General features: G+C 59.5%; 22 protein-coding genes and 1 pseudogene. 10 read left to right on the top strand and 13 right to left on the bottom strand.

Annotation, left to right across the window (positions count from 1 at the left end):
- Positions 1-163: 163 nt before the first annotated feature.
- The 4 genes from FQ187_RS04785 to FQ187_RS04770 all read right to left on the bottom strand — a co-directional run bounded on the left by FQ187_RS04785 (position 164) and on the right by FQ187_RS04770 (position 4,816).
- Complete coding sequence (locus FQ187_RS04785; RefSeq protein ID WP_149628600.1) at positions 164-1,552, bottom strand: pitrilysin family protein; 1,389 nt, start codon at positions 1,550-1,552, stop codon at positions 164-166.
- Between the two features lie 56 nt (positions 1,553-1,608).
- On the bottom strand, positions 1,609-3,267 hold the full coding sequence (locus tag FQ187_RS04780; RefSeq protein WP_149628599.1) for a Na/Pi cotransporter family protein: 1,659 nt from the start codon (positions 3,265-3,267) through the stop codon (positions 1,609-1,611).
- A 284-nt stretch (positions 3,268-3,551) separates the two neighbouring features.
- Positions 3,552-3,884 (bottom strand): hypothetical protein, encoded by a 333-nt coding sequence (locus FQ187_RS04775; RefSeq protein ID WP_149628598.1) that lies wholly within the window; start codon positions 3,882-3,884, stop codon positions 3,552-3,554.
- 305 nt (positions 3,885-4,189) lie between these two features.
- The gene (locus FQ187_RS04770; protein ID WP_256667278.1) at positions 4,190-4,816 is read right to left on the bottom strand and encodes a hypothetical protein; all 627 of its coding nucleotides are present in this window, start codon (positions 4,814-4,816) and stop codon (positions 4,190-4,192) included.
- 176 nt (positions 4,817-4,992) lie between these two features.
- Here FQ187_RS04770 and FQ187_RS30830 point away from each other — a divergent pair.
- Positions 4,993-5,094 (top strand): annotated as a pseudogene (locus FQ187_RS30830) (DUF6124 family protein); the annotation flags it as partial.
- A 72-nt stretch (positions 5,095-5,166) separates the two neighbouring features.
- Here the strand turns inward: FQ187_RS30830 and FQ187_RS04765 are convergent.
- Both FQ187_RS04765 and FQ187_RS04760 read right to left on the bottom strand, forming a co-directional pair.
- Positions 5,167-5,934 (bottom strand): TerC family protein, encoded by a 768-nt coding sequence (locus tag FQ187_RS04765; protein WP_149628597.1) that lies wholly within the window; start codon positions 5,932-5,934, stop codon positions 5,167-5,169.
- Positions 5,935-6,019: 85 nt separating this feature from the next.
- Positions 6,020-7,327 (bottom strand): CitMHS family transporter, encoded by a 1,308-nt coding sequence (locus tag FQ187_RS04760; protein ID WP_149628596.1) that lies wholly within the window; start codon positions 7,325-7,327, stop codon positions 6,020-6,022.
- A 319-nt stretch (positions 7,328-7,646) separates the two neighbouring features.
- Between FQ187_RS04760 and FQ187_RS04755 the strand changes: the two genes are divergently transcribed.
- Positions 7,647-8,048, top strand: coding sequence for a GFA family protein (locus tag FQ187_RS04755; protein ID WP_134421120.1), 402 nt, complete (start codon positions 7,647-7,649; stop codon positions 8,046-8,048).
- A 5-nt stretch (positions 8,049-8,053) separates the two neighbouring features.
- Here the strand turns inward: FQ187_RS04755 and FQ187_RS04750 are convergent, their stop codons facing one another.
- The gene (locus tag FQ187_RS04750) at positions 8,054-8,380 is read right to left on the bottom strand and encodes a DOPA 4,5-dioxygenase family protein (protein WP_149628595.1); all 327 of its coding nucleotides are present in this window, start codon (positions 8,378-8,380) and stop codon (positions 8,054-8,056) included.
- An 82-nt stretch (positions 8,381-8,462) separates the two neighbouring features.
- Between FQ187_RS04750 and FQ187_RS04745 the strand changes: the two genes are divergently transcribed.
- Positions 8,463-9,134, top strand: a complete 672-nt coding sequence (locus FQ187_RS04745) for an NAD(P)-dependent oxidoreductase (protein WP_149628594.1) — start codon at positions 8,463-8,465, stop codon at positions 9,132-9,134.
- Here the strand turns inward: FQ187_RS04745 and FQ187_RS04740 are convergent.
- A complete protein-coding gene (locus FQ187_RS04740; RefSeq protein WP_095126794.1) occupies positions 9,121-10,071 on the bottom strand; it encodes a LysR family transcriptional regulator in 951 nt (316 codons plus the stop codon). The two genes, FQ187_RS04745 and FQ187_RS04740, sit on opposite strands and share 14 nt — an antisense overlap.
- Before the next feature lie 114 nt (positions 10,072-10,185).
- Between FQ187_RS04740 and betC the strand changes: the two genes are divergently transcribed.
- The 3 genes from betC (at position 10,186) to FQ187_RS04725 (ending at position 14,304) form a co-directional block, all read left to right on the top strand.
- The gene (gene betC, locus FQ187_RS04735) at positions 10,186-11,700 is read left to right on the top strand and encodes a choline-sulfatase (RefSeq protein WP_149628593.1); all 1,515 of its coding nucleotides are present in this window, start codon (positions 10,186-10,188) and stop codon (positions 11,698-11,700) included.
- 16 nt (positions 11,701-11,716) lie between these two features.
- On the top strand, positions 11,717-12,637 hold the full coding sequence (gene choX, locus FQ187_RS04730; protein WP_149628592.1) for a choline ABC transporter substrate-binding protein: 921 nt from the start codon (positions 11,717-11,719) through the stop codon (positions 12,635-12,637).
- A gap of 98 nt (positions 12,638-12,735) precedes the next feature.
- Entirely contained in the window at positions 12,736-14,304 is a 1,569-nt protein-coding gene (locus FQ187_RS04725; RefSeq protein ID WP_149628591.1) for a SulP family inorganic anion transporter, read from the top strand.
- A 109-nt stretch (positions 14,305-14,413) separates the two neighbouring features.
- Here FQ187_RS04725 and aroE read toward each other — a convergent pair whose 3' ends face one another.
- Entirely contained in the window at positions 14,414-15,235 is an 822-nt protein-coding gene (gene aroE / locus FQ187_RS04720) for a shikimate dehydrogenase (protein ID WP_149628590.1), read from the bottom strand.
- Positions 15,236-15,248: 13 nt separating this feature from the next.
- Positions 15,249-16,163: an oxygen-dependent coproporphyrinogen oxidase gene (gene hemF / locus FQ187_RS04715; protein ID WP_149628589.1), complete on the bottom strand. Its 915-nt coding sequence runs from the start codon at positions 16,161-16,163 to the stop codon at positions 15,249-15,251.
- A 179-nt stretch (positions 16,164-16,342) separates the two neighbouring features.
- Between hemF and FQ187_RS04710 the strand changes: the two genes are divergently transcribed.
- Positions 16,343-17,320, top strand: a complete 978-nt coding sequence (locus FQ187_RS04710; RefSeq protein WP_149628588.1) for an NADPH:quinone reductase — start codon at positions 16,343-16,345, stop codon at positions 17,318-17,320.
- 87 nt (positions 17,321-17,407) lie between these two features.
- Here FQ187_RS04710 and FQ187_RS04705 read toward each other — a convergent pair whose 3' ends face one another.
- From FQ187_RS04705 to FQ187_RS04695, 3 genes are all read right to left on the bottom strand, one after another.
- Entirely contained in the window at positions 17,408-17,965 is a 558-nt protein-coding gene (locus tag FQ187_RS04705; RefSeq protein WP_129439724.1) for an L-threonylcarbamoyladenylate synthase, read from the bottom strand.
- Positions 17,966-18,019: 54 nt separating this feature from the next.
- Positions 18,020-19,120 (bottom strand): DNA-processing protein DprA, encoded by a 1,101-nt coding sequence (gene dprA, locus FQ187_RS04700; protein WP_149628587.1) that lies wholly within the window; start codon positions 19,118-19,120, stop codon positions 18,020-18,022.
- Positions 19,121-19,199: 79 nt separating this feature from the next.
- On the bottom strand, positions 19,200-20,225 hold the full coding sequence (locus FQ187_RS04695; protein ID WP_149628586.1) for a LysM peptidoglycan-binding domain-containing protein: 1,026 nt from the start codon (positions 20,223-20,225) through the stop codon (positions 19,200-19,202).
- Between the two features lie 171 nt (positions 20,226-20,396).
- Between FQ187_RS04695 and def the strand changes: the two genes are divergently transcribed.
- The 3 genes from def to rsmB are packed head-to-tail and all read left to right on the top strand — an operon-like array spanning position 20,397 to position 23,227.
- Positions 20,397-20,903 (top strand): peptide deformylase, encoded by a 507-nt coding sequence (gene def, locus FQ187_RS04690; RefSeq protein WP_149628585.1) that lies wholly within the window; start codon positions 20,397-20,399, stop codon positions 20,901-20,903.
- Between the two features lie 57 nt (positions 20,904-20,960).
- Positions 20,961-21,920, top strand: coding sequence for a methionyl-tRNA formyltransferase (gene fmt, locus FQ187_RS04685; RefSeq protein ID WP_149628584.1), 960 nt, complete (start codon positions 20,961-20,963; stop codon positions 21,918-21,920).
- The gene (gene rsmB, locus FQ187_RS04680; RefSeq protein ID WP_149628583.1) at positions 21,917-23,227 is read left to right on the top strand and encodes a 16S rRNA (cytosine(967)-C(5))-methyltransferase RsmB; all 1,311 of its coding nucleotides are present in this window, start codon (positions 21,917-21,919) and stop codon (positions 23,225-23,227) included. Before fmt ends, rsmB begins: the two co-directional genes overlap by 4 nt.
- Positions 23,228-23,229 lie beyond the last annotated feature (2 nt).

Below are 23,229 nucleotides of genomic sequence, written 5' to 3'. Positions count from 1 at the left end.
GCGTGGCGAGGGGCGGCGGTCCGATCAAAAAACCCGTGTAGCAGCTGCCGAAGGCTGCGTTCGGCTGCGGAGCAGTCGTAAACCATTCAACGCGGTCCATCAGATATATCTGACGTAACGGATTTGCGACTGCTTCGCAGCCGAACGCAGCCTTCGGCAGCTGCTACACGGTTCGTGGTGCCCTTCGATGCAAGCGCCAACCCAGCAGCATCAATACGATGAGCCCCAACACCCCGCCAATCGCCCACATCAACTGGTCATCACTCATCAGCGGTTTCTCGATGCGTAAATACCCCGGTTGCATGAGCAATTCACGCATGGCCTTGTTCACCTCCTCCAGCGTCACCCCTTGCAGTTCCTTGGCCGGGTTCGCGAAACGGCCGTTCTCGTAGTCCCCAAGAGCACTCCAGTAATAATCGGCCAACGCGCTGTTGCCTTGCACGGCCCAGGCCTGGCGGGCGATGGCGGCCTCTTTGAGGCGGTTGAAGGTGTGGGCATTGAGACCGTCCCTGAGCAACCCGGCCTTCAGATTATCCAGCACCTGTTCGGCCTCGGTGACGTCGTCGCGGTCAAGGTCCGCGTTCAGGCTCATGAAGCCCACGCCGCCAAACACCTCACGCTCGGCCGAAGGCCCGTAGGACAAGCTATGGGTCAGGCGCAACTGGCGGTAGAGCGCCCAGTCCAGATAGTCCTTGAGCAAGTCGAAAGTTTCGTCGTGCAGGTCTTCCAGCACCGGCTCCGGTACCAGCCAATGCAACTTGGCACTGCCGCCGACAAAACCGTGACTCAGGGTCCGTTCATGGGCAGCACTGGCCTGGATGGCCGGCAGGGGCAGGTGATCGGTCGGGTCGACCGCTTCAAGCGCGCCATAAGACCGTTCCAGATAGGCCGGCAGCAACCGCTCAAGGTCGCCGACGACGATCAGCGTCATGTTGTTGGGCGCGTACCAGGCCTTGCGTACCTTTTCCACCTGATCGCGGGTCAGGTGATCGACCTCAGGCCGCTCGGGGCACTTGAGGCCCAGTTCCACCGCCAGCTGATTGCTCGCCGTGTGGCCAAGATCCTGGCGATCCAGCCAGCGTTGCAGGTGCGAGTAATGGCCGCCGTCTTCGCGCTCGACCACTTGTTTGGCGGCGTTGATGGCGTTGTCGTCGATTCGGGTCTGGGTCAGCAGCGCCAGCAGCAGGTCGAGGACCTTGCGCTGGTTTTTCGCAGGGGCTTCGATGACGAACGTCGTGTCGGCATTGCTGGTGTAAGCGTTCCACTCGCCACCCAAGGCCTGCATGCGCTCTTCCAGCCCGCCTTCGCCCGTGGCGTCGATGCCGCTGAACAGCAAGTGCTCAAGCAGGTGCGGCAGCTCCTTGTCGGCGCAGCTGAAATCATCGATGCCGACGCCGACCACCAAACGAATCGCAACATGCCCACGCTCGGTGCCGGGTTTGAGCATTAATTGCAGGCCGTTGGGCAGCGTATAGCCCTCGACCTGAAAGCGATCCAGGGCAAATGAAGGGAATGAGCCAAGCAACAGACAGGCGAACAACAGACAACGCATAACGAGTTTCCATACGGCCAGCGTAAGTTCAACAGACTTCAGGCAACTGTGGACGTTCAGGGCGAATGCGTGATGTCAGCCAAATCGTCGACCGCCAGGGCGCCGGTGTCGGAAGTTTCCAGCACCACATAGGCGCTGCTGCAAAACAGCGAATTCAGACGCTTCATGTCGGCAATCAACTCAAGGTGTAACGAGCTGGTCTCGATACTCTGCACGATCTTACGTTGCAATCGGCTGACGTGAGCATGGGCCAGGCGCCGTTCCTGCGCGCGAAAGCGACGTTTCTCACGCAGTAACTGGCGGGCACTTTCCTTATCGGCACTGAGGAACACCGACAACCCCAAGCGCAGGTTGGATATCAACTGACTGTGCAGCCCCGCCAGCTCTTCCAGGCCGACCTCGGAAAAAGACCGGCGCTGCGAGGTTTTCTGCTGCTGGACCTTGCGCAGCATGCGTTCGATGAGGTCGCTGGCGAGTTTAAGGTTGATCGCCAGCTCGATGATTTCCGCCCAGCGCCGGCTGTCCTGCTCGCTGAGGTCTTCACGGGGCATTTGCGCCAGATAGAGCTTGATCGCACCGTAGAGCGATTCCACATCATCGGTCAGGCGCCGCATTTCCTGGGTAACGGCGGTTTGCTTGCCGTTCAGCACGTCGAGCATGGCCTCGAGCATGTTGTCGATCAGGTCGCCGATGCGCAGGGTTTCCCGGGCGGCATTCGCGAGCGCCAGGCTGGGCGTGACCAGCGCTGTTGGATCAAGATGCCGCGGTTTGGCAGTGCCGTTGATTTCCGGCTGCTCCGGCAGCAGCCACGCGCAGAGCCTGGCCATCGCCCCGACACTGGGCAGCAAGATCAGGCAGCGCGCGGTGTTGTAGAGCAGGTGAAAGCCGATGACCATTTCCTGAGGGCTGAAGTCCAGGCTGTCGATCCAGTGCACCAACGGGTCGAGTACCGGGATGATCAGCAACAGGCCGATCAGTTTGTAGAGCAGGCTACCCAACGCCACCTGACGGCCAGCGGCGTTCTGCATGCTGGTGCTAAGGAAGGCAAGGATGCCGCTGCCGATGTTGGCGCCGATCACCAGGCCGATGGCCACGGGCAGGCTGATCACTGCGGCACCGGCCAGGGTCGCGGTCAGCAGGACGGCGGCCAGGCTGGAGTAAGAAACCATCGCAAACAACGCGCCGACCAGGGCATCCAGCAAGATGTCGCCGGTGAGCGAGGCGAAAATCACCTTCACGCCTTGGGCCTGGGTAATCGGCGCGGCAGCCTCGACGATCAGTTGCAGCGCCAGGATGATCAGCCCCAGGCCGAGACTGACCCGGCCCATCTGTCCGACCCGGGTCTGTTTGCGCGACAGGAAGAAAATCACCCCAAGAAAGATCAGTAGCGGTGACAACCATGACAGGTCGAAGGTCAGCACCCGTGCCATCAGCGCGGTACCGACGTCGGCCCCGAGCATGGTCGCCAGGGCCGGGGTCAGCGCCATCAGGCCCTGACCGACAAAGGAGGTGACGAGCATGGCGGTGGCGTTGCTGCTCTGGACCATCGCTGTCACGACGATCCCCGAGATGAACGCCAGCCAGCGCTTGGACATGTTCCGGCCAATCACGTGGCGCAAGTTTGAACCGTAGACCCGCAGGATGCCGGTTCGGACGATGTGCGTGCCCCAAATCAACAAGGCCACGGCAGATAACAGATTGAGCAGGGTGAGCATGCAGGCCCCCTGTGGTGGTAGCGCCCCAAAGGGGCAAGTTGACGGTGCCGCGCGTTCTTCTACGTTCTGTACTTAAGCTGTAGTTGGCTAACGGTCTGCGCGCCAGCATCGCACAGCTAAAGAAGCGATTGAAACAAAACTGTCATGAAAACAGCTTGATGCCGAGGTGAGAAAGGGGCCCATAGATCTCAGCCCCTCAGTTGAAAGGTTACGCGACCATAACCTGTGGCGAGGGAGCTTGCTCCCGCTGGGCTGCGCAGCAGCCCTAAAATCGGGGGGAGAACTCAATCGCTGAAATGATCCATGCTCAGCCCTATGTCGATCAGATACCTGGCTGTTTCGGCGTCTCGCTCATCACAGCGGGCGTAGCATTTGATGTGCAGTAACAGACTGTATTTGTTGGGAATCAGAAGAATTACTCCATCAGCCTGATCAAACAGCTTGGCTTGTAACTGTCGTTTCTCTTCATCACTCGATACTTTTATCCAGTCGTTACCTTCAGCCAACTCAGGTGTCCAACCGGTCTTTTTGAACATGGATTGCAGCTCGCCCAACAGTTTTGCTGTTTGGGCGAAAGGTAGCGTCTCCACCATCGGAGACGTAGTGATGCCATCCACTTTTCCCTTGTTCTAACCCACAGCCCCGTAGATGGTTTGGGGCAAGGTAAAGCCATGTTCAGGATCATCAAACGTAATGACGACCGGACTGCTTATCCAGGTGGAGTCAACTTCGGGAGGTTCGCTTGGGTAAACCGCGGTTTTTCGTTTGACTGGGAATGTGGAGTCTTTAACGATTGCTGCGTACGGCTTACCGATATGAAGGGCCAACCTATCAATCGGGAAATGAAAAGAGGTTAGGCAAACGAAAAGCATAAAAAACGTTGCTTTGTGCAGATAATCGCCTGACCTCGGGAAGTGGCTCCTCATTTCTCGGTGCGATCCCGCCCAACGCTGATATCGATCAGATACTTTGCTGTCGTCGAATCACGCTTATCGCAGCGTGCATAGCACTTAATCAAAAGCAGCAGGTTGTACTTTCCAGGTACATACAAATCGATGCCCACGGCCTGATCGAAGAGCTTGGCCTGTAATTGATCACGCTCTGCAACATTCTCGACTTCGAACCAATCATTATTCTCTACAGACGCAAGCTTCCATCCTTGGGATTTGAGGGTGTTTTGTACCTCCACCAATCGAACCACTGCCTCTCCAAATGGCATTGTTTCCGACATGGGCGACGTAGTCAGTGTCGTGACTTTCTGGCCTGCATACGTAACTGCACCAAATACCGTCGGTGGGAGTTTGAATCCGTAAGTGGGATCATCAAAATCAACGACGGTCGGGCTGCTGATCCACGTGGAGCCTGGCTGCGGAGGTTCTTCTGCGTCGGTAGGGTCACCGGGATAAATCGCCGTGTTGTCCTCGACAGGGAATGTCGAATCTTGGACAACCTGCTCGTAGGGTTTTCCTATATGGACGGATAACGTCTTGGTGCCCGAGCGGGAATACACCAGGCTACCCACCACTAGAAGAATTAAAAAAATCAACATCCAACCAGCGTTGCATTAATCTGGTCACTGGCGCACTCCATTTCCATTTGCGATATCTGTGATGGAGCTTTGTAGCTGGCTTTTAGTGGTTGGATTCTTTAGTAGGCTGTTGAATTGTGCTGCGGCACGAAGCACGAATTCCATCCTTTGATTTTTATCCGCAAGATTTGCTAGCGGATGGTTCTCAGCGCAACACCCTGCTGGGGATTCAGCAGATCATCATGCTCGGGGAGTTGGCGGTGAATCGAGCGCTGGATAACCTCGATCCGCCGGAGTAAACACTATTTCCCAATCCCCACAGAAATGACAAAGGGGCCCGAAGGCCCCTTTGTCATCACATGGAATTCGGGTTACTGACCCGGAATATCCTTGCGCAGCTTCACTGGATCCTGCTGCTTGCGCTTTTTCGCCATCGCGGTGCGCATCTTGATGTTGATCGCTTCCACCGCCAGCGAGAACGCCATGGCGAAGTAGACGTAGCCTTTTGGCACGTGAACGTCGAGGGATTCAGCAATCAGCACAGTGCCGACGATCAACAGGAACGACAGCGCCAGCATCTTCAGCGACGGGTGCTTGTCGATGAACTCGCTGATGGTGCCGGAAGCCCACATCATCACCAGCACGGCAACGATGATCGCCGCGACCATGACCGGTACGTGGGACACCATGCCCACGGCGGTGATAACCGAGTCCAGCGAGAACACGATGTCGATGATCGCGATCTGAATGATGGTGTAGAGGAAGTTGCCGCCCTTGCCGCCCGGCTCCTCATTGGTTTCGTCTTCACCTTCCAGCGCGTGGTACATCTCTTGCGAGCTCTTCCACAGCAGGAACAGACCACCGAAGAACAGGATCAGGTCACGCCCGGAAATGCCTTGGCCGAACACTTCGAACAGGTCCGCGGTGAGGCGCATGACCCAAGTGATCGACAGCAGCAACAGAATCCGCGTAACCATAGCCAGTGCCAGGCCGAAAATCCGCGTGCGCGCCTGCATGTGCTTGGGCATGCGGCTGACCAGGATCGAAATCATGATGATGTTATCGATACCGAGGACGATTTCCAGGGCGGTCAGGGTAAAGAAGGCAACCCAGATTTCAGGGTTGGTCAGCCATTCCATGTGTATTCCTTTGTGGATGTGTTAAACCACGAAGGGCCCGGGCTTCAAACAACAAAGCCTGGACCCTTCATGGTGAGTCTTGGGCTTATAGAGTGCTGAACAGCGGAAAAATCCCCATCAGCAAAGCGGCGATCAGTATGCACATGCAAACCAGCACTGCCCACTTCAAGGTGAAACGCTGGTGATCACCGAAGTCGATACCGGCCAGGGCCACCAACAGGTAGGTCGATGGTACCAGCGGGCTCAACAGGTGGACGGGCTGACCAACGATAGAGGCACGTGCCATTTCAACCGCGGTTATACCGTAATGGCTGGCGGCTTCCGCAAGTACCGGTAACACGCCGTAATAAAATGCATCGTTCGACATGAAGAACGTGAACGGCATGCTCACCAGTGCGGTGATCACCGCCAGGTACGGGCCGAGGAAGTCCGGGATGACCGCCAACAGGCTTTTCGACATCGCATCGACCATGCCGGTGCCCGTGAGGATACCGGTAAAGATACCGGCCGCGAAGATCAAACCGACTACCGCCAGCACGCTACCGGCGTGGGCCGCGACGCGGTCCTTCTGCTGTTGCATGCACGGATAGTTGACGATCATCGCGATACTGAACGCCACCATGAACAGCACCGGCAGCGGCAACAGACCGGCAACCAGGGTGCCCATCAGGGCCAGGGTCAGGGCGCCGTTGAACCAGATCAACTTCGGACGACGGGCATCCGGGAATTGCGAAACGGTGATTTCACTGTGGTCGATTTCATCGCCCACCAGGTGCAGCTCACCCAAACGCGCACGCTCACGCTTGCCATAGAAGTAGGCAATCACGAGGATGGCCAGCACCCCGAAAGCCATCGCCGGAATCATCGGTACGAAGATGTCGGACGGGTCCACATGCAGCGCACTGGCCGCACGAGCGGTCGGGCCGCCCCATGGCGTCATGTTCATCACGCCACCGGCGAGAATGATCAGGCCGGCCATGATCCGCGGGCTCATGCCGATGCGGGCGTAGAGCGGCAGCATGGCGGCCACGCAGATCATATAAGTGGTCGCGCCGTCACCATCGAGGGAGACGACGAGCGCCAGTACGGCGGTGCCGACCGAAACTTTCAACGGGTCGCCCTTGACCAGTTTGAGGATCTTGCGCACGGCCGGGTCGAACAGGCCGGAATCGATCATCAGGGCGAAGTACAGAATGGCGAACATCAGCATCACACCGGTCGGTGCGAGCTTGGTGATGCCTTCGAGCATCATCGGGCCGATCTTCGGCGCAAAACCACCGAACAGCGCGAACAGGATCGGGATGATGATCAGAGCGATCAGCGCGGACAGGCGCTTGGTCATGATCAGGAACATGAACGTGATGACCATGGCAAAGCCAAGGAAAGTCAGCATGGGAATACTCCAGGCATAGCGCGACTAGGGAATGGGCGAACCGGGTGGGTCAGCGCAGAACGGGAAGCACGAGGCGTATGGGCGGAGTGACAGCGAAGCGGCGGGTAGCAGAGGACATCAGGATCACCATTGTTGTTGTTAAATGGGCTGTGCGAGCGATAGAACACTGGCATTGGCCGACCGGTCTGTTGCCGGTAGTGGGGGCGATCCTAATCGGGGAAGCTTTCACCCAGCTTTCGCGGATGAAAGCATTGACCAGATATGCAACCGGTCGTCGGGCGGGGTCAAAGTCCCTGAAAACAGGGCAGGAGGACAAAACATGGTCGAAATTCATACAGGCGGCTGCCATTGCGGAAATCTGCGCTATCAATTCAGTGGGCCTTTGCACGACATCGCCCACTGTCATTGTTCGATTTGCCGACGGGTCAGCGGCGGGATCGTGACCACCTGGATCACCGTGCCGGCATCCGCCTTTGAATGGGTGAAAGGGACACCCGCGCAGTACGACTCTTCAACAACCTGCGTGCGGTATTTCTGCGGCAACTGTGGGGCGCAACTGGCGCTGGTCTCGCACCTGAGCCCGGACAGCATCGACGTGACCATCGCCACCCTCGATCATCCCGAGCAGGCACCCGCCCAACGGCATATCTGGACCGACAACCGCCTGCCCTGGCTGCATCTGGACGAACATTTGCCCGGCGAAGCTGAGGAACAGTTGTAAACTGATCAAAAAATAGACAGATCAAGCGGCCGAATCGCGCCCATCCAGATGGCGTGCTCGGTGTGGTCGAGCAGATCGTCGCCGGTGTCCGGGTGCAGGAACACCACCAAACCGTTGCGGTTGAGCGCAAGCCAGGGCAGCACGTCGCCGATGTATTGCGGCTCGAAAGCCAACTGGCAGCTCCAATCCGGGTGCGGGCCCACCGGGCGTTCATGGACGCGACCCATTTTCACTGGAAACAGTTGCGCCGCCTGCTCACACAAGGCTTGCGCCTGAGAAAGCGTACTGGCGTCGAAATAAACATGGGCGTGGTAGCCCTTGATCCGCTTCATTTGAAAGCCTCTGAACCGAGTCGAACCGGCGTTGTTTCCCACAGGTCACACGCCATATAGGTAGGAAAAACGGAGCACGGCCATGAGAAATGCCGAAACCCCGGTGGTGAAAGTGGTGCTTTATGGTGCCATGAGTAGCCTGGGCAGTGCGCTGATGGCTGAAATGCTGCGGCGCCAACATGAAGTGATCGCGATTCTCGATGATTTGACGGCGCTCGCGCCGCGCCCGGGATTGCGGACCAAGACCGGTGATTTGTTCGACGCCAAGCGGGTCAAGCAGAGCGTCGCCGGGTGTTCGGCGGTGATCTGTCTGCTGGATGCACCCGGGTTGCCGATGAACAGCGAGCACGTGGAAAAATCCATCGTGCCCGGCCCGGTCGAGCAAGTGCTGGCGGTGGATGCGCTGATCGATGGCATGCAGGCCTCGGGGATTACCCGGCTGTTTCTGGTCGGAGATTTCGAGGTACTGGACGATCCGGAGATAGAAGATCGACTGCAACGCCACGCCGCCGAAGAAATCCGCGAGGCCCTGCAAAGCAGCACCTTGCACTGGACACTGGTGAATGCGCCGCGCGGCGTGGCCGGGCTGACCATCGAGCATTTCAGGCACGTCAGCAGCAGCCTGGAGCCGGGCCTCGCCGAACCGCTTGAACGGTTGAGCCGGGTGGCGGTCGGGATTGCCGATGAGTTGCGGTTGAACCTGCATGTCGGCGAACACGTAACCTTCGTCGCGACCGACGCTATACAGCGATAGACGGCAACGGTAAGCCGTTCAACGATTGCGCACTGCTGGCCTGCTCGGCCATCAGCCAGTCCACAAACTGTTGAATCAGCGCACCACGCCGTTTTCGCTGAGGCAGGACCACGTAATAGCCGAGCCTGGAAATGACCGTTTCCGCGATCGGTCGACACAACAAACCTTGCGCCAGCAAGTTATCCACAAGGTGCCGCCATCCAATCGCCACACCTTGGCCGCCAATCGCCGCTTGAATCAGCAGCGTGTAATTGTCGAAGCGCAATTGCCCGGGCGCAGGTGCCGAAGCGATCCCCAATTCCCGAAACACGCCGCTCCAGTCGAACCAGTTGCTGCTGTTTTCGCCCCGAAGGTGCAGCAGCGGGAACTCAAGCAATGACTGGGATGGCAAGGGCAGGGGACGATCCTTCAACAGCAGCGGGCTGCACACCGGAAAGACTTCTTCGCTGAACAGCCAATGGCTTTCGCCCTGCTTGAATCGGCCATCACCGAACAACACCGCCACATCGATATCGGTGCGCAGCATGTTGAGGCTGCGTTCGCTGGTGACCAGGCTGACATCCACCTGAGGATTGGCGGCATGGAAGCGGTGCAGGCGCGGCATCAGCCAATACGCGGCGAAGGCGAAATCGGTGGCGACCTGCAACACTTCATGTTGGTGCTGTGCACTGATCGCGCTCAATCCTGCATCGATATTCTGCAATCCGAGCTGAACCTGCTCAAACAGGATCGTCCCGGCCTCGGTCAGTTCGATGCCGCGATAGATCCGGTCGAACAGCCGCGTCCCGAGTTGTTCTTCCAACCGTTTGATCTGCTGGCTGATGGCTGGTTGCGTGGTGCCCAGCTCCACTGCGGCCGCCGTGAAACTGCGCTGACGGGCCGCCGCTTCAAAGGCGCGAAGCAAATCCAGAGACAAATCACCAAGGGCGTCATACATAAGCTGTGCTTATCCTAGTCATTGCCGTGCATGGGCTTTACCACAAATTGCTTGGGCTACATGCTCAATCGCAGCACTCTCGCATAAATATTCACTATGGAATGCCGCGATCACATGAAGCGCAAGAATATTCTTTTCATCATGGCCGATCAGATGGCCGCGCCAATGTTGCCGTTCTACGGACCTTCGCCCATCAAACTGCCTAATCTCAGCCGCCTCGCCGGCCAAGGCGTGGTGTTCGACGCCGCCTATTGCAACAGCCCACTGTGCGCGCCGTCGCGTTTTACCCTGGTCAGCGGTCAGTTGCCGAGCAAGATAGGCGCCTACGACAACGCGGCCGATTTCCCCGCCGATGTACCGACTTATGCCCACTACCTGCGTCGACTCGGCTACCGCACCGCGCTGTCGGGCAAGATGCATTTTTGTGGCCCGGATCAGCTGCATGGCTATGAAGAACGCCTGACCAGCGACATCTACCCGGCCGATTACGGCTGGTCTGTGAACTGGGACGAACCAGACGTGCGTCCGACCTGGTTTCACAACATGTCTTCAGTGTTGCAAGCCGGGCCGTGCGTACGCACCAATCAACTGGATTTCGACGAAGAAGTGGTGTTCAAGGCCCAACAGTATTTGTTTGATCACATCCGCGAAGAGGGCGATCAGCCGTTTTGCCTCACCGTTTCGATGACTCACCCACACGACCCGTACACCATTCCCAAGGCCTTCTGGGATATGTACGACGACGCCGACATCCCATTGCCCGAAACCCCGGCGCAGGCCGAACTTGATCCGCACTCGCAGCGTTTGCTCAAGGTTTACGACCTGTGGGACAAACCGCTGCCTGTGGATAAGATTCGCGATGCACGCCGTGCGTATTTCGGTGCGTGCAGTTATATCGACAGCAACGTCGGCAAACTCCTGCAAACACTCGAGGAAACCGGCCTGATCGACGACACCATCATCGTGTTCTCCGGCGACCACGGCGACATGCTCGGCGAGCGTGGGCTCTGGTACAAAATGCATTGGTACGAAATGGCCGCCCGCGTTCCGCTGTTGATCAGTGCGCCGGGGCAATTCGGGGCTGGCCGGGTCAGCGCGGCGGTCTCCACGGCCGATCTGTTGCCGACCTTTGTGGAACTGGCCGGCGGTTCGCTGGAGCCAGGACTGCCGCTGGATGGCCGCTCACTGGTCTCGCACCTGCAAGGGCAGGGCGGTCATGACGAGGTCTTCGGCGAATACATGGCTGAAGGCACCATCAGCCCGTTGATGATGATTCGTCGCGGCGCCTATAAATTCATCTACAGCGAAGACGACCCTTGCCTACTATTTAATGTACACAATGACCCGCGTGAACAGGAAGAACTCAGCCAATCGCCGCAACATCGGCCGCTTTTCGATGAATTTCTCGCCGAAGCCCGGGCCAAATGGGATATCCCGGCGATCCACCAACAAGTGCTCGCCAGCCAACGGCGCCGACGTTTTGTCGCCGATGCGTTAACCATCGGCAAACTGAAGAGCTGGGATCACCAGCCGCTGGTAGACGCCAGTCAGCAGTACATGCGCAACCACATCGACCTCGACGATCTGGAGCGTAAAGCACGTTATCCACAACCCTGCCAAAACCAATAATGTTAAGGGGAATGCCATGCGTAGGTTATCCACAGCAATGACGGTCGGGCTTCTGGCTCTGGGCAGTGCATCGGCGTATGCCGATCAGAGTTGCGAGACGGTGAAAATGGCCGACCCTGGCTGGAGCGACATTGCCGCGACCAACGCCATCACCGGGTTTCTGCTGGACGGCATGGGCTACAAGGCCAAGGTCGACACGCTGGCGGTGCCGATCACCTTTGGCGGCTTGAAAGATGGTCAGGTCGACGTGTTTCTGGGTAACTGGATGCCAGCACAACAAGGTTTCTACGACAAGTTCGTGGCCACCGGCGATGTCACGCAACTGGCGAAGAACCTCGACGGCACCGAGTTCACGCTCGCCGTCCCGGATTACGTCTGGGACGCGGGTGTGCATGACTTTTCCGACCTGAACAAATACGCCGACAAGTTCGACAAGAAGATCTACGGCATCGGCTCCGGCGCTCCCGCCAACATCTCCTTGCAGGAAATCATCAAGAAGAACGATTTCGACATGGGCCAGTGGAAACTGGTCGAGTCCAGCGAGCAGGCAATGCTGGCGGAAGTGTCTCGCGCGGTGAAAAAACAGAAGTTCGTGACCTTCCTCGGCTGGACCCCGCACCCGATGAACGTGCAGCTGAAAATGCACTATCTGAAGGGCGGCGAGAAGTACTTCGGCGACACCGGCAGCGTCCACACCCTGACTCGCAAAGGTTATGCACAAGCCTGCCCGAACGTCGGCAAACTGCTTACCAACCTGAGTTTCACCCAGGAAATGGAGAACAGCATCATGGCCGAGGTGGTGAACAAGAAAGTCAGCAATGCTGATGCGGCCAAGGCATGGATCAAGGCTAATCCGGCGGTACTGGATAAATGGCTGGATGGGGTGAAAACAGTGGATGGAAAGGATGCGTTGGGGGCGGTGAAAGCCAAACTCTGAACCCCCGCCGCTGATCGTTCCCACGCTCTGCACGGGAACGATCAGCGATCGGTGTCTCGTCCTGCTACCCTTGCGCAAAATCTCACCCGAGAGGAACCATGGCCTTCCCAAGTCGCCATTCGCTCTTCCCCTTCCTCACCTGGATGCCCCGGCAAACCCGCGCCAGCGTCGGTCGTGACCTGATCGTCGGCCTCAGCGGCGCGATTCTCGCGCTGCCGCAATCCATTGCCTACGCGCTGATCGCCGGTCTCCCACCTGAGTACGGTCTATACGCTGCGATTATTCCGGTGCTGATCGCGTGTCTCTGGGGTTCTTCGTGGCACTTGATCTGCGGTCCTACGGCGGCGATTTCTATTGTGTTGTACGCCAGCGTCAGTCCTCTGGCTGTTCCTGCGTCAGAGGACTACGTCACTCTGATCCTGTTACTGACGCTGCTTGCCGGCATTTTTCAGTGGCTGCTCGGTTTACTGCGCTTCGGCGCCTTGGTGAATTTTGTCTCGCACTCGGTGGTGCTGGGTTTCGCCCTCGGCGCGGCGGTGGTGATTGCCATCGGCCAACTGCCGAATTTGTTGGGGCTGGACTTGCCCAACCAGGCAACAGCGCTGAACAGTTTGATGATGCTGCTCAGTCATCTCGGCGAAGTGGATAACCCCTCGCTAATGCTGGGCCTGGCGACGGTCGTCGTGGGCGTGATCCTGAAATTGCTCCTGCCGCGCTGGCCGACGCTATTGATCACCCTGGCGCTGAGCGGATTGCTGGTCTGGCTCTGGCCATCGATGTTCGGCCATGTGAAGTTGGTCAGCGCGTTTGTCGGGCGGCTGCCGCCCTTCAGCCCGCTGCCGCTGGATCTGGACCTGATTCTGCGCTTGCTACCCAGCGCGGTGGCGGTGGGCATGCTCGGGCTGGTCACCAGTCTGTCGATTGCCCGATCCTTGTCGGCCCGCTCCCAGCAGTTGCTGGACGCCAACCAAGAGGTCCGCGCCCAGGGTTTATCGAACATGGTCGGTGCGTTTTTTTCCGGATCGCTGTCAGCCGGTTCCTTCACCCGCTCCGGCCTGAGCTACGAAGCGGGTGCCTGCTCGCCGATGGCCGGTGTTTTTTCGGCGGTGTGGGTGGCGCTGTTCGCCATCTTCGGCGCGAATTTGATCGCACACATTCCGATCCCGGCCATGGCCGGCAGCATTTTGTTGATCGCCTGGGGGCTGGTGGATCATCGCGGCATTCGCGCGTTGTTGCGGGTCAGCCGCGCCGAGTTCCTGGTCATGGCGCTGACCTGTGTCGCCACGCTGCTGTTGGAATTGCAGACCGCGATCTACGCCGGGGTGCTGGCTTCGCTGTTCTTCTACCTCAAACGCACCTCGCAACCGCGGGTTCAGCATTGGCGTGATGGAGATGAAGACATTCTGCGGGTTGGCGGTTCGATCTTTTTTGGCGCCAGTCATTACCTGCAAGTACGCCTGCAACGGATGCACGGCGCACGCGTGGTGATCGAAGCGCAGCAAATCAACTTCATCGACTATTCGGGCGTGGAGATGCTGCACCAGGAAGCGCGACGGCTACTGCGCCAGGATCGCAGCCTGACCCTGCGGCGGGCACGGCCGCAGGTGGTGGAAGAATTGAGGAAGCTGGAAGGCGCGGAGAAATGCCCGATCCGGTTTGAGGACTGATCCGAAGTCGGGGTCGCGGCCATTCGCGAGCAAGCCCGCTCCCACATTCGATCGCATTCTTCTGGGAGAACTCGGTAAAAATGTGGGAGCGGGCTTGCTCGCGAAGCTCTTAAAGTGCGAGTTGGCGGCGAAGTTCAGCCAGCACCGGCGCCGTGTCCGGGCGCACGCCGCGCCACAGGAAGAACGCTTCTGCCGCTTGTTCGGCGAGCATCCCCAAGCCATCCATCGACACTGCCGCGCCATGTTCACTGGCCCAACGGCAGAATGAGGTCGGCTCCTTGCCGTACATCATGTCGTAGCACACCGTTTTGCCCGGCTCGATCAAACTGCTGGCAATCGGCGGTACATCCCCTGACAGACTGGCGGACGTCGCGTTGATGATCAGGTCCACTGACTCCTTCAACCAATCAAAACCACTGGCCGACACCGGCCCCAAGTCCGCGAACAATTCCGCCAACAGTTCGGCTTTTTCCACCGTGCGGTTAGCAATGACTACCGAAGCGGGTTGCTCGGCCAGCAACGGCTCCAGCGCACCGCGCACCGCGCCGCCGGCACCGAGCAGCAGGATGCGTTTGCCCTTGAGGCTGAAACCGGCGTTGACCGCCAGGTCTCGCACCAGTCCGGCGCCATCGGTGTTGTCGCCCAGCAGGCTGCCATCAGCCAGTTTGCTCAGGGTGTTCACCGCACCGGCGCGCTGCGCCCGCGCCGTCAGACTGTTCGCCAGACGATAGGCCTCTTCCTTGAACGGCACCGTCACATTCGCCCCACGACCTTCGAGGAAAAACGTCCGGGCGCAGGTAGAAAAATCGTCGAGGGGCGCCAGCAACGTGCTGTAGTCGAGTTTTTGAGCCGTCTGTTCGGCGAACAGACGGTGGATCAGCGGCGACTTGCTGTGGCCAATCGGATTACCGAAAACGACATAACGGTCCATCAGAATTCCTCTTTCAGGCCTTGGCCAACCAATCGCGGTCTTGCAGGAAGTACTCGGTGAGCCGTGCTTCTTCGCTGCCCGGCTCGGCTTTCCAGTCGTAACCCCAGCGTACTTGCGGCGGCAGGGACATCAGGATCGACTCGGTACGCCCGCCCGATTGCAGACCGAACAGCGTGCCACGATCGTAGACCAGATTGAATTCAACGTAGCGCCCACGGCGGAATTCCTGGAATTCACGCTGTTTGGCGGTAAACGCATCATTTTTGCGGCGCTGCACGATCGGCAGGTAGGCGTCGATGAACGCGTCACCGATGGCGCGCATGAAGGCGAAGCTGGTGTCGAAGTCCCACTCGTTCAAGTCATCGAAAAACAGGCCGCCGATACCGCGCGGCTCGTGGCGATGCTTGATGTGGAAGTAGCTGTCACACCAGGCCTTGTAGCGCGAGTAGACGTCCGGGCCAAACGGCGCGCAGGCCTGCTCGGCGACGCGGTGCCAGTGCACGCAGTCTTCTTCATTGCCGTAATAAGGGGTCAGGTCGAAGCCACCGCCGAACCACCAGACCGGTTCTTCGCCTTCTTTTTCAGCGATGAAAAAGCGCACGTTGGCGTGGGACGTCGGCACATGCGGGTTGTGCGGGTGAATAACCAAAGAGACGCCAAGGGCTTCGAAGCCACGGCCGGCCAGTTCTGGCCGATGAGCGCTGGCGGACGGTGGGAGACCGCTGCCGAAGACGTGGGAAAAGTTGACGCCGCCCTTTTCGATGACCGCGCCGTTTTCGATCACTCGGGTGCGACCGCCACCGCCGGCAGGCCGGGTCCAGGCGTCTTCGACGAACTGCGTGCCGCCGTCTTCAGCTTCGAGGGCCGCGCAGATGCGGTCTTGCAGGTCGAGCAGGTAGGCTTTTACGGCCTCGGTGCGGGTCGTCATGTCATCACCTTGAATCGGGCAAAGCTACGCGGCGCTCCATCGGAGCGGGGGCCGGCGCAAATGGGCGCGTAGCATAACATCGCAGATGGACCTGCCGCAGTTGACGAAGATCAAGCATAGGAGTCCGATAGGGAGCTTCGCGCTACAACCCTAGTAGCTAAGACCTAAGGAGAGTTCTGATGGCTAAGCGTATCCAGTTCCGCGCCCATGGCGGCCCCGAGGTGCTCGAGTATGTTGACTACCAACCCGCCGAGCCCGGCCCGCAGCAGGTTCGCGTCACCAACAAGGCCATCGGCCTGAATTTCATCGACACCTATTTCCGCAGCGGTCTCTATGCGCCGCCAGCCCTGCCATCGGGCCTGGGCTCGGAAGGCGCGGGCGTGGTCGAGGCCGTGGGCAGTGAAGTCACCCGGTTCAAGGTCGGTGATCGCGTGGCGTATGGCAGCGGTCCGTTGGGCGCCTACAGCGACGTTCACGTGTTGCCGGAGGCCAATCTGGTGCACCTGCCGGACGCGATCAGCTTCGAACAGGCCGCCGGCGTAATGCTCAAGGGCCTGACCGTGCAGTACCTGCTGCGTCAGACTTATGAGCTCAAGGGTGGCGAAACCATCCTGTTTCACGCCGCGGCCGGTGGTGTCGGCTCCCTGGCTTGCCAATGGGCCAAGGCCTTGGGCGTGAAGTTGATCGGCACGGTCAGCTCACCGGAGAAAGCCGCACTGGCCAAGACCAACGGCGCTTGGGCGACCATCGATTACAGTCATGAAAACGTCGCACAGCGCGTACTGGAATTGACTGACGGCAAAAAGGTCCCGGTGGTGTACGACGGCGTGGGCAAGGACACCTGGCTGACTTCGCTTGATAGCACGGCACCTCGCGGTCTGGTGGTGAGCTTCGGCAATGCGTCGGGCGCGGTTGACGGGGTGAGCCTGGGAATTCTGTCGGCGAAAGGTTCGCTGTACGTGACTCGCCCGACCCTGGCGACCTACGCCAACAACGCTGAAAACCTGCAGCGTATGGCGGATGAACTGTTCGAGATGATCATCAGCGGCAAGCTGAAAGTGGACATCAGCCAGAAGTATCCATTGGCTGAAGCGGCGAAGGCGCAGAACGAGTTGTCAGCACGGCGTACGACTGGTTCGACTGTTTTATTGCCTTGAGGGCCTCTTCGCGAGCAAGCCCGCTCCAACAGGAGACCGCTTGATTCTGTGGGAGAGAGCTTGCTCGCGATGAACGATAACGCGGTCTCAATCCGGGCGCACAACGTGGCCGGTTGCCAGGTCTCGGATCACGCTCGGGTTCTTGCGCCCACCCAGATTCCCGCCCAACACCAAATCCAACTGCCCACGGAAATACTGCTCCACGCGAATCCGTGTGCGCGCCGCCGGCCGGCCCTGTGGATTGGCCGAGGTCGACACCAGCGGCCCGACCAACGCACACAAATCCCGCACCAGCGGATGATCGCTGACCCGCAGCGCCACCGTTTCATGCACGCCGGTAATCCACTGGGGCAACATATTCTGATGCGGCACCAGCCAGGTGTTCGGTCCCGGCCAGGTGCTGGCCATGCGGTCCATCCACAGCTCCGGGAAGTCTTCGAAGAGGAAGTCGAACTGCCGGATGTTGTCGGCGACCAGAATCAGCCCCTTACCCACAGACCGGCCCTTGAGCATCAACAGACGCTCAACCGCCTCTTCGTCCCATGGGTCGCAACCCAGCCCCCAGACCGCTTCGGTTGGATAGGCAATCACCGCACCTGCGCGAATGGCTTGCGCGGCTTGTTGCACACGCCAACTGTTAACCATGAAAAACTCTCCGGAATAAGGCTCTGCGCAGTTTACCGATCTTCCTTATAAAACCTAGCTCACCCGCGCAAACCAGCGCCCGCTTTCGCAGACCGCCCGACCATCCATTTCCAGTTCCGTCAGTGCCGCCAGCACTTTCGGCAAGGCCCAGCCGCTGGTGACGGACAACGCTTCACTGGTATGCGGCGCCGCATGCAGCAGAATGAGCAACGGATGTGTCACCGCTGGTGTCGCTGTGGGTAACGGCAACTGCTGCCAGCCACGCAAGGCTTCGAGGATATGCTCGATGGTTTCTACCAGCACCGCGCCGTCGCGGATCAGTTGATGACAACCCTTTGCACCAGGGTGGTGGATCGACCCGGGAATTGCATACACCTCGCGCCCTTGTTCCGCCGCCAGCCTTGCGGTGATCAACGAACCGCTGGCGACACTCGCCTCGACCACCAGCACGCCCAGGGATAAACCGCTGATGATTCGATTGCGCCGGGGGAAGTTACTGGCGGTCGGCCCGGCGTCCAGCGGGAACTCCGAAAGTACAGCGCTGCCCGAGGCGATCATGGCATCCGCCAGCCTTCGATTGCGCTGTGGATAAAACTTTTCAAGTCCCGTGCCAAGTACACCGACCGTTCGCCCGCCCACGTCCAAAGCGGCTTGATGGGCGGCGGCATCAATGCCCAGCGCCAAACCGCTGGTAATGACAAAACCGGCGCCGGCCAGACTGCGGGAAAAGGCGGCGGCGGTGTCCATGCCTGGCCGCGAAGCGCGACGGCTGCCGACCATCGCCAGTTGCGGTTTTTCCAGAATGCCGGGATCGCCCGCCACGAATAACAGCGGCGGCGCATCACTGATTTCCGCCAGCAGTGCCGGGTAGTCAGGTTGGTCCAACATCAGTAAATGCTGGCCCGGACGCTCTAACCAGGCCAATGCGTGGCTCGCGCCATCACGGATTTCACTGGAGCGCCTGGCCTCCGCGCAAGCGAGGGGCAAACCCAACGAACGCCAGGCACTGGCCGGCGCGCTGATAGCCTTGGACGCCGAGCCGAAGGCCTCTAGCAATTTCTTGAAACGCGCAGGGCCGAGTTCCGGCAAGCGATGCAAACGTAAACGAGCTTCCAGTTCCGCAGGGGAAACCGGTGCAAAAGTAGACAGCGACATGGATCATCCTTGATCGTTATGAGCCCCGTTCAAACGGGAATAAGCTGTGGATAACTCTGTTGGTAACTTGTGGAACCTGCTAAGGATTTCGCACCTTGTCCAGCACCGCCAAGGAGCGTGATGCCTTGAGCACCAGCCCGTAGCTGAGCTTGTCATAGGTGCGAAAAACCATCAGCAGACCGGCGCGCTCATCCGGGATTTTCAGTGGCTGACCGGTGATCCGGTCACGCACGGTCTCGCCGGTTTTCATCACCACCAACACGTTGCCTTCGGCCAGGCCATCGCGCTGGCCCTTGTTCAGCGTGACCACATCCAGCGCGCCAATTTGGGTCACCCCGCGCGGCACGTCGATGATCAACCCGTTGATCTCGGTTTTTGGCGCACTGGGCATGAAGGTCGAGTTGATCGATCGCTCTTCACCGCTGAACAAGCGGTCGCCGAGGCGAACTTCCTGAGTGGTGCGTTGCAACGCCAGCGTGGCAACGTCGCCTTCGGTGGCCACAATCTCGCCGCCGCCAATGTCGTCGGCATTGATCCCCAAAAATTCTTTACTGACAGGATCGGTGTAGACCTTTCCCTGGCGGAAGATGCCGTAAACCGGCTCAGCCGGATCGAAATGGCCGCGAGCGAAAATTCGGTCACCGGTGCCACTGAGCACGCGTTCGGCATCGCCGGCGACGATATAAGGCGCCTTGTCGAAGTCCTCGACCTTGTCGACGATGCGGTTGCTCAGCAGAAAGCTGTTGATCGATTGCAGCGGAATGCTCGGGATCGCATCGGCAACCGGGCTACTGCGGATGCGTGGCGACAGCTTGATGGTGCCTCGGGAAGCGCCGCGGTTGAGGGTCAGGCGTGGCTGCCCGTTGACGTAAACCAGCGACAACGAGTCGCCGGGGTAGATGAGATTGGGGTTTTCGATTTGTGGATTGGCCTGCCAGAGTTCCGGCCATTTCCACGGTTCACGAAGGAATTTCCCCGATATGTCCCAGAGTGTGTCACCCGATACCACGGTGTATTGCTGTGGAAAACCTTCCTTGAGTTGCACTTGCCCGTGCGCCAAACCGGCCGAGGCCAGAAGGAGCAAGGCGAGTAGTGATTTCCTCATGCGGTGAATCCCTTTATTATGTGCGTTCGCGTGAAACGCCAGAGCCCTCGTGGCTCGCTCCCGACTCTTTAACAAAAAGAAAAGGAGCTACGCTTCACAACGGTAGCCTGCATCTTCGGACCCGCCAGGCCATCGACCCGACATTACCTCAAACGTGCAGCAATTAAGCTTATGGCCATTTTAGACATCCTCGAATTCCCCGATTCGCGCCTGCGCACTATCGCCAAACCTGTGGCCGTAGTGGACGACGAAGTGCGTCAGTTGGTCGATGACATGTTTGAAACAATGTATGAAGCGCCAGGCATCGGCCTCGCCGCGACCCAGGTCAACGTGCACAAACGTATCGTCGTGATGGACCTCTCCGAAGACCGCAGCGAACCACGGGTGTTCATCAACCCCGAGTACGAAACCCTGACCGACGAGATGGAGCAATATCAGGAAGGCTGCCTCTCGGTGCCGGGTTTCTACGAAAACGTCGATCGCCCGCAAAAAGTCAAAATCAAAGCCCTGGACCGCGACGGCCAGCCTTACGAACTGATCGCCGAAGGCCTGCTCGCCGTGTGCATCCAGCATGAATGCGACCACCTGAATGGCAAATTGTTCGTCGACTACCTGTCCAGTCTCAAACGCGACCGAATCAAGAAGAAACTGGAAAAGCTCCATCGCCAGAACGCTTGATGCCCTCCTTCCAAAGGCTTGCTGCGGCAAGCCTTTTTCTTTTGCGAGACCTTTTGAATGACTGAGCCACTGCGCATCGTCTTTGCCGGCACCCCGGAATTCGCCGCCGAACACCTCAAGGCCCTGCTCGACAGCCCTTACGAGATCGTCGCGGTTTACACCCAACCGGACCGTCCGGCGGGTCGCGGGCAAAAACTGATGCCAAGCCCGGTCAAGCAGTTGGCTCTGGAAAACAACATTCCTGTGCTGCAACCGCCGACGCTGCGCAACGAAGACGCTCAGGCTGAACTGGCCGCGCTCAAACCGGATTTGCTGGTGGTGGTCGCCTACGGCCTGATCCTGCCGCAAGTGGTGCTGGATATTCCACGCCTGGGCTGCATCAACAGCCACGCCTCCTTGCTGCCACGCTGGCGCGGTGCGGCGCCGATCCAGCGCGCCGTCGAAGCGGGCGACAGCGAAAGCGGTGTGACCGTGATGCGTATGGAACTGGGACTCGACACCGGGCCGATGCTGCTGAAAGTCACCACGCCGATCACCAGTGAAGACACCGGCGGCAGCCTCCACGACCGTCTGGCCGAAATGGGCCCGCCAGCGGTGATTCAGGCGATTTCCGGGCTCGCTGCCGGAACGCTGGAAGGCGAAGTGCAGGACGACAGCCTCGCCACTTATGCTCACAAATTGAACAAGGACGAAGCGCGCATCGACTGGAGTTGCCCGGCGGTTGAGCTGGAACGTCTGGTTCGCGCCTTCAATCCGTGGCCGATCTGCCACAGTACGCTGAATGGCGAAGCATTGAAGGTGCTGGCCGCCAGCCTCGCCGAAGGGCAGGGCGCTCCCGGTGAAATCCTCAGCGCCAGCAAGGATGGTTTGATTGTCGCCTGCGGTGAGCAAGCCCTGTGCCTGACTCGTCTGCAATTGCCCGGCGGCAAGGCGCTGAACTTCAGCGACTTGTTCAACAGCCGTCGTGAGAAATTCGCCGTCGGCACCGTTCTCGGTCAAGCGGCGGACGCTCAATGAATCCACGTCTGGCCGCCGCCAAGGCACTCGCCGCTGTTCTTAACGGAAAAGCCTCACTCAACAGTTCTCTGCCGACGCAAATGGACAAGGTCGAAGACCGTGATCGAGGCTTCACCCAAGACCTGGCGTTCGGTACCGCTCGCTGGCAGCCACGTTTGTCGGCGCTGGCGGCCAAGTTGCTGCAGAAGCCGTTCAAGGCAGCCGACGCCGATGTCGAAGCGCTGTTGCTGGTCGGTCTCTACCAGTTGCTCTATACACGGGTTCCGGCCCATGCCGCCATTGGCGAAACCGTGGGTTGCGCCGACAAGCTGAAAAAACCCTGGGCCAAGGCCTTGCTCAACGCCGTGCTGCGCCGTGCCCAGCGTGAAAGCGAAGCGCTGCTGGCGGAGCTGGAACATGACCCGGTGGTGCGCACTGCCCACCCGCGCTGGCTGCAAAAATCCCTGAAAGCCTTCTGGCCTGAGCAGTGGGAAGCCATTTGTGCGGCGAACAACGCGCATCCGCCGATGATCCTGCGGGTCAACCGTCGTCATCACAGCCGCGATGCTTACCTCGGGTTGCTGACCGACGCCGACCTCGCCGCCACGCCGTGTGTTTACAGTCAGGACGGCATCGTTCTCGACGCCGCTGCCGATGTGCGCAGCTTGCCGGGATTTGCCGAAGGCTGGATCAGCGTTCAGGACGAAGCCGCGCAACTGGCCGCCGACCTGCTCGACCTGGCACCGGGCCAACGGGTGCTGGACGCCTGCTGCGCACCGGGCGGCAAGACCTGCCACATCCTTGAAGCCGAGCCGGCACTCGCCGGCGTGGTAGCGGTGGACCTGGAAGCCAAGCGTTTGGTGCGGGTGCGGGAAAACCTCGCACGCCTGGGCCTGAGCGCCGAACTGATCGCCGCCGACGGCCGCGACACCGCCACCTGGTGGGACGGCAAGCCCTTCCAGCGCATTCTGCTGGACGCGCCGTGCTCGGCCACCGGCGTCATCCGTCGTCATCCCGACATCAAGCTGACTCGCCAACCGGACGACATCGCTGCTCTGGCGGTGCTTCAAGGTGAGCTGCTCGACGCCATGTGGATAACTTTGGAAGTCGGTGGAATTCTGCTGTACGCCACCTGCTCCACGCTGCCGACCGAGAACACCGAAGTCATTGAAGCCTTCCTCGCTCGCACGTCTGGCGCCCGTGAACTGGACCTCGCGACTCAAGCCGGTATCAAGCAACCTCACGGCCGCCAATTGCTGGCCCAGGACGGCGGCCACGACGGGTTCTACTACGCCAAGCTGATCAAGATCGCCGCCGCGCGCGGTTAATG

Source organism: Pseudomonas sp. ANT_J28 (assembly GCF_008370005.1).
In the GTDB taxonomy this organism is placed as follows: domain Bacteria; phylum Pseudomonadota; class Gammaproteobacteria; order Pseudomonadales; family Pseudomonadaceae; genus Aquipseudomonas; species Aquipseudomonas frigoris.
This window is presented reverse-complemented; position numbering and strand designations above follow the sequence as displayed.

Bases quoted from the DNA above. Each gene is read 5' to 3' on its own strand.
- rsmB (WP_149628583.1), top strand. From the start codon at position 21,917: ATGAATCCACGTCTGGCCGCCGCCAAGGCACTCGCCGCTGTTCTTAAC.
- FQ187_RS04695 (WP_149628586.1), bottom strand. From the start codon at position 20,225: ATGAGGAAATCACTACTCGCCTTGCTCCTTCTGGCCTCGGCCGGTTTG.
- def (WP_149628585.1), top strand. From the start codon at position 20,397: ATGGCCATTTTAGACATCCTCGAATTCCCCGATTCGCGCCTGCGCACT.
- fmt (WP_149628584.1), top strand. From the start codon at position 20,961: ATGACTGAGCCACTGCGCATCGTCTTTGCCGGCACCCCGGAATTCGCC.
- FQ187_RS04750 (WP_149628595.1), bottom strand. From the start codon at position 8,380: ATGAAGCGGATCAAGGGCTACCACGCCCATGTTTATTTCGACGCCAGT.
- FQ187_RS04740 (WP_095126794.1), bottom strand. From the start codon at position 10,071: ATGTATGACGCCCTTGGTGATTTGTCTCTGGATTTGCTTCGCGCCTTT.
- FQ187_RS04770 (WP_256667278.1), bottom strand. From the start codon at position 4,816: ATGTTGATTTTTTTAATTCTTCTAGTGGTGGGTAGCCTGGTGTATTCC.
- FQ187_RS04785 (WP_149628600.1), bottom strand. From the start codon at position 1,552: ATGCGTTGTCTGTTGTTCGCCTGTCTGTTGCTTGGCTCATTCCCTTCA.
- dprA (WP_149628587.1), bottom strand. From the start codon at position 19,120: ATGTCGCTGTCTACTTTTGCACCGGTTTCCCCTGCGGAACTGGAAGCT.
- aroE (WP_149628590.1), bottom strand. From the start codon at position 15,235: ATGGACCGTTATGTCGTTTTCGGTAATCCGATTGGCCACAGCAAGTCG.
- FQ187_RS04765 (WP_149628597.1), bottom strand. From the start codon at position 5,934: ATGGAATGGCTGACCAACCCTGAAATCTGGGTTGCCTTCTTTACCCTG.
- choX (WP_149628592.1), top strand. From the start codon at position 11,717: ATGCGTAGGTTATCCACAGCAATGACGGTCGGGCTTCTGGCTCTGGGC.
- betC (WP_149628593.1), top strand. From the start codon at position 10,186: ATGAAGCGCAAGAATATTCTTTTCATCATGGCCGATCAGATGGCCGCG.
- FQ187_RS04745 (WP_149628594.1), top strand. From the start codon at position 8,463: ATGAGAAATGCCGAAACCCCGGTGGTGAAAGTGGTGCTTTATGGTGCC.
- FQ187_RS04725 (WP_149628591.1), top strand. From the start codon at position 12,736: ATGGCCTTCCCAAGTCGCCATTCGCTCTTCCCCTTCCTCACCTGGATG.
- FQ187_RS04705 (WP_129439724.1), bottom strand. From the start codon at position 17,965: ATGGTTAACAGTTGGCGTGTGCAACAAGCCGCGCAAGCCATTCGCGCA.
- hemF (WP_149628589.1), bottom strand. From the start codon at position 16,163: ATGACGACCCGCACCGAGGCCGTAAAAGCCTACCTGCTCGACCTGCAA.
- FQ187_RS04755 (WP_134421120.1), top strand. From the start codon at position 7,647: ATGGTCGAAATTCATACAGGCGGCTGCCATTGCGGAAATCTGCGCTAT.
- FQ187_RS04780 (WP_149628599.1), bottom strand. From the start codon at position 3,267: ATGCTCACCCTGCTCAATCTGTTATCTGCCGTGGCCTTGTTGATTTGG.
- FQ187_RS04760 (WP_149628596.1), bottom strand. From the start codon at position 7,327: ATGCTGACTTTCCTTGGCTTTGCCATGGTCATCACGTTCATGTTCCTG.
- FQ187_RS04710 (WP_149628588.1), top strand. From the start codon at position 16,343: ATGGCTAAGCGTATCCAGTTCCGCGCCCATGGCGGCCCCGAGGTGCTC.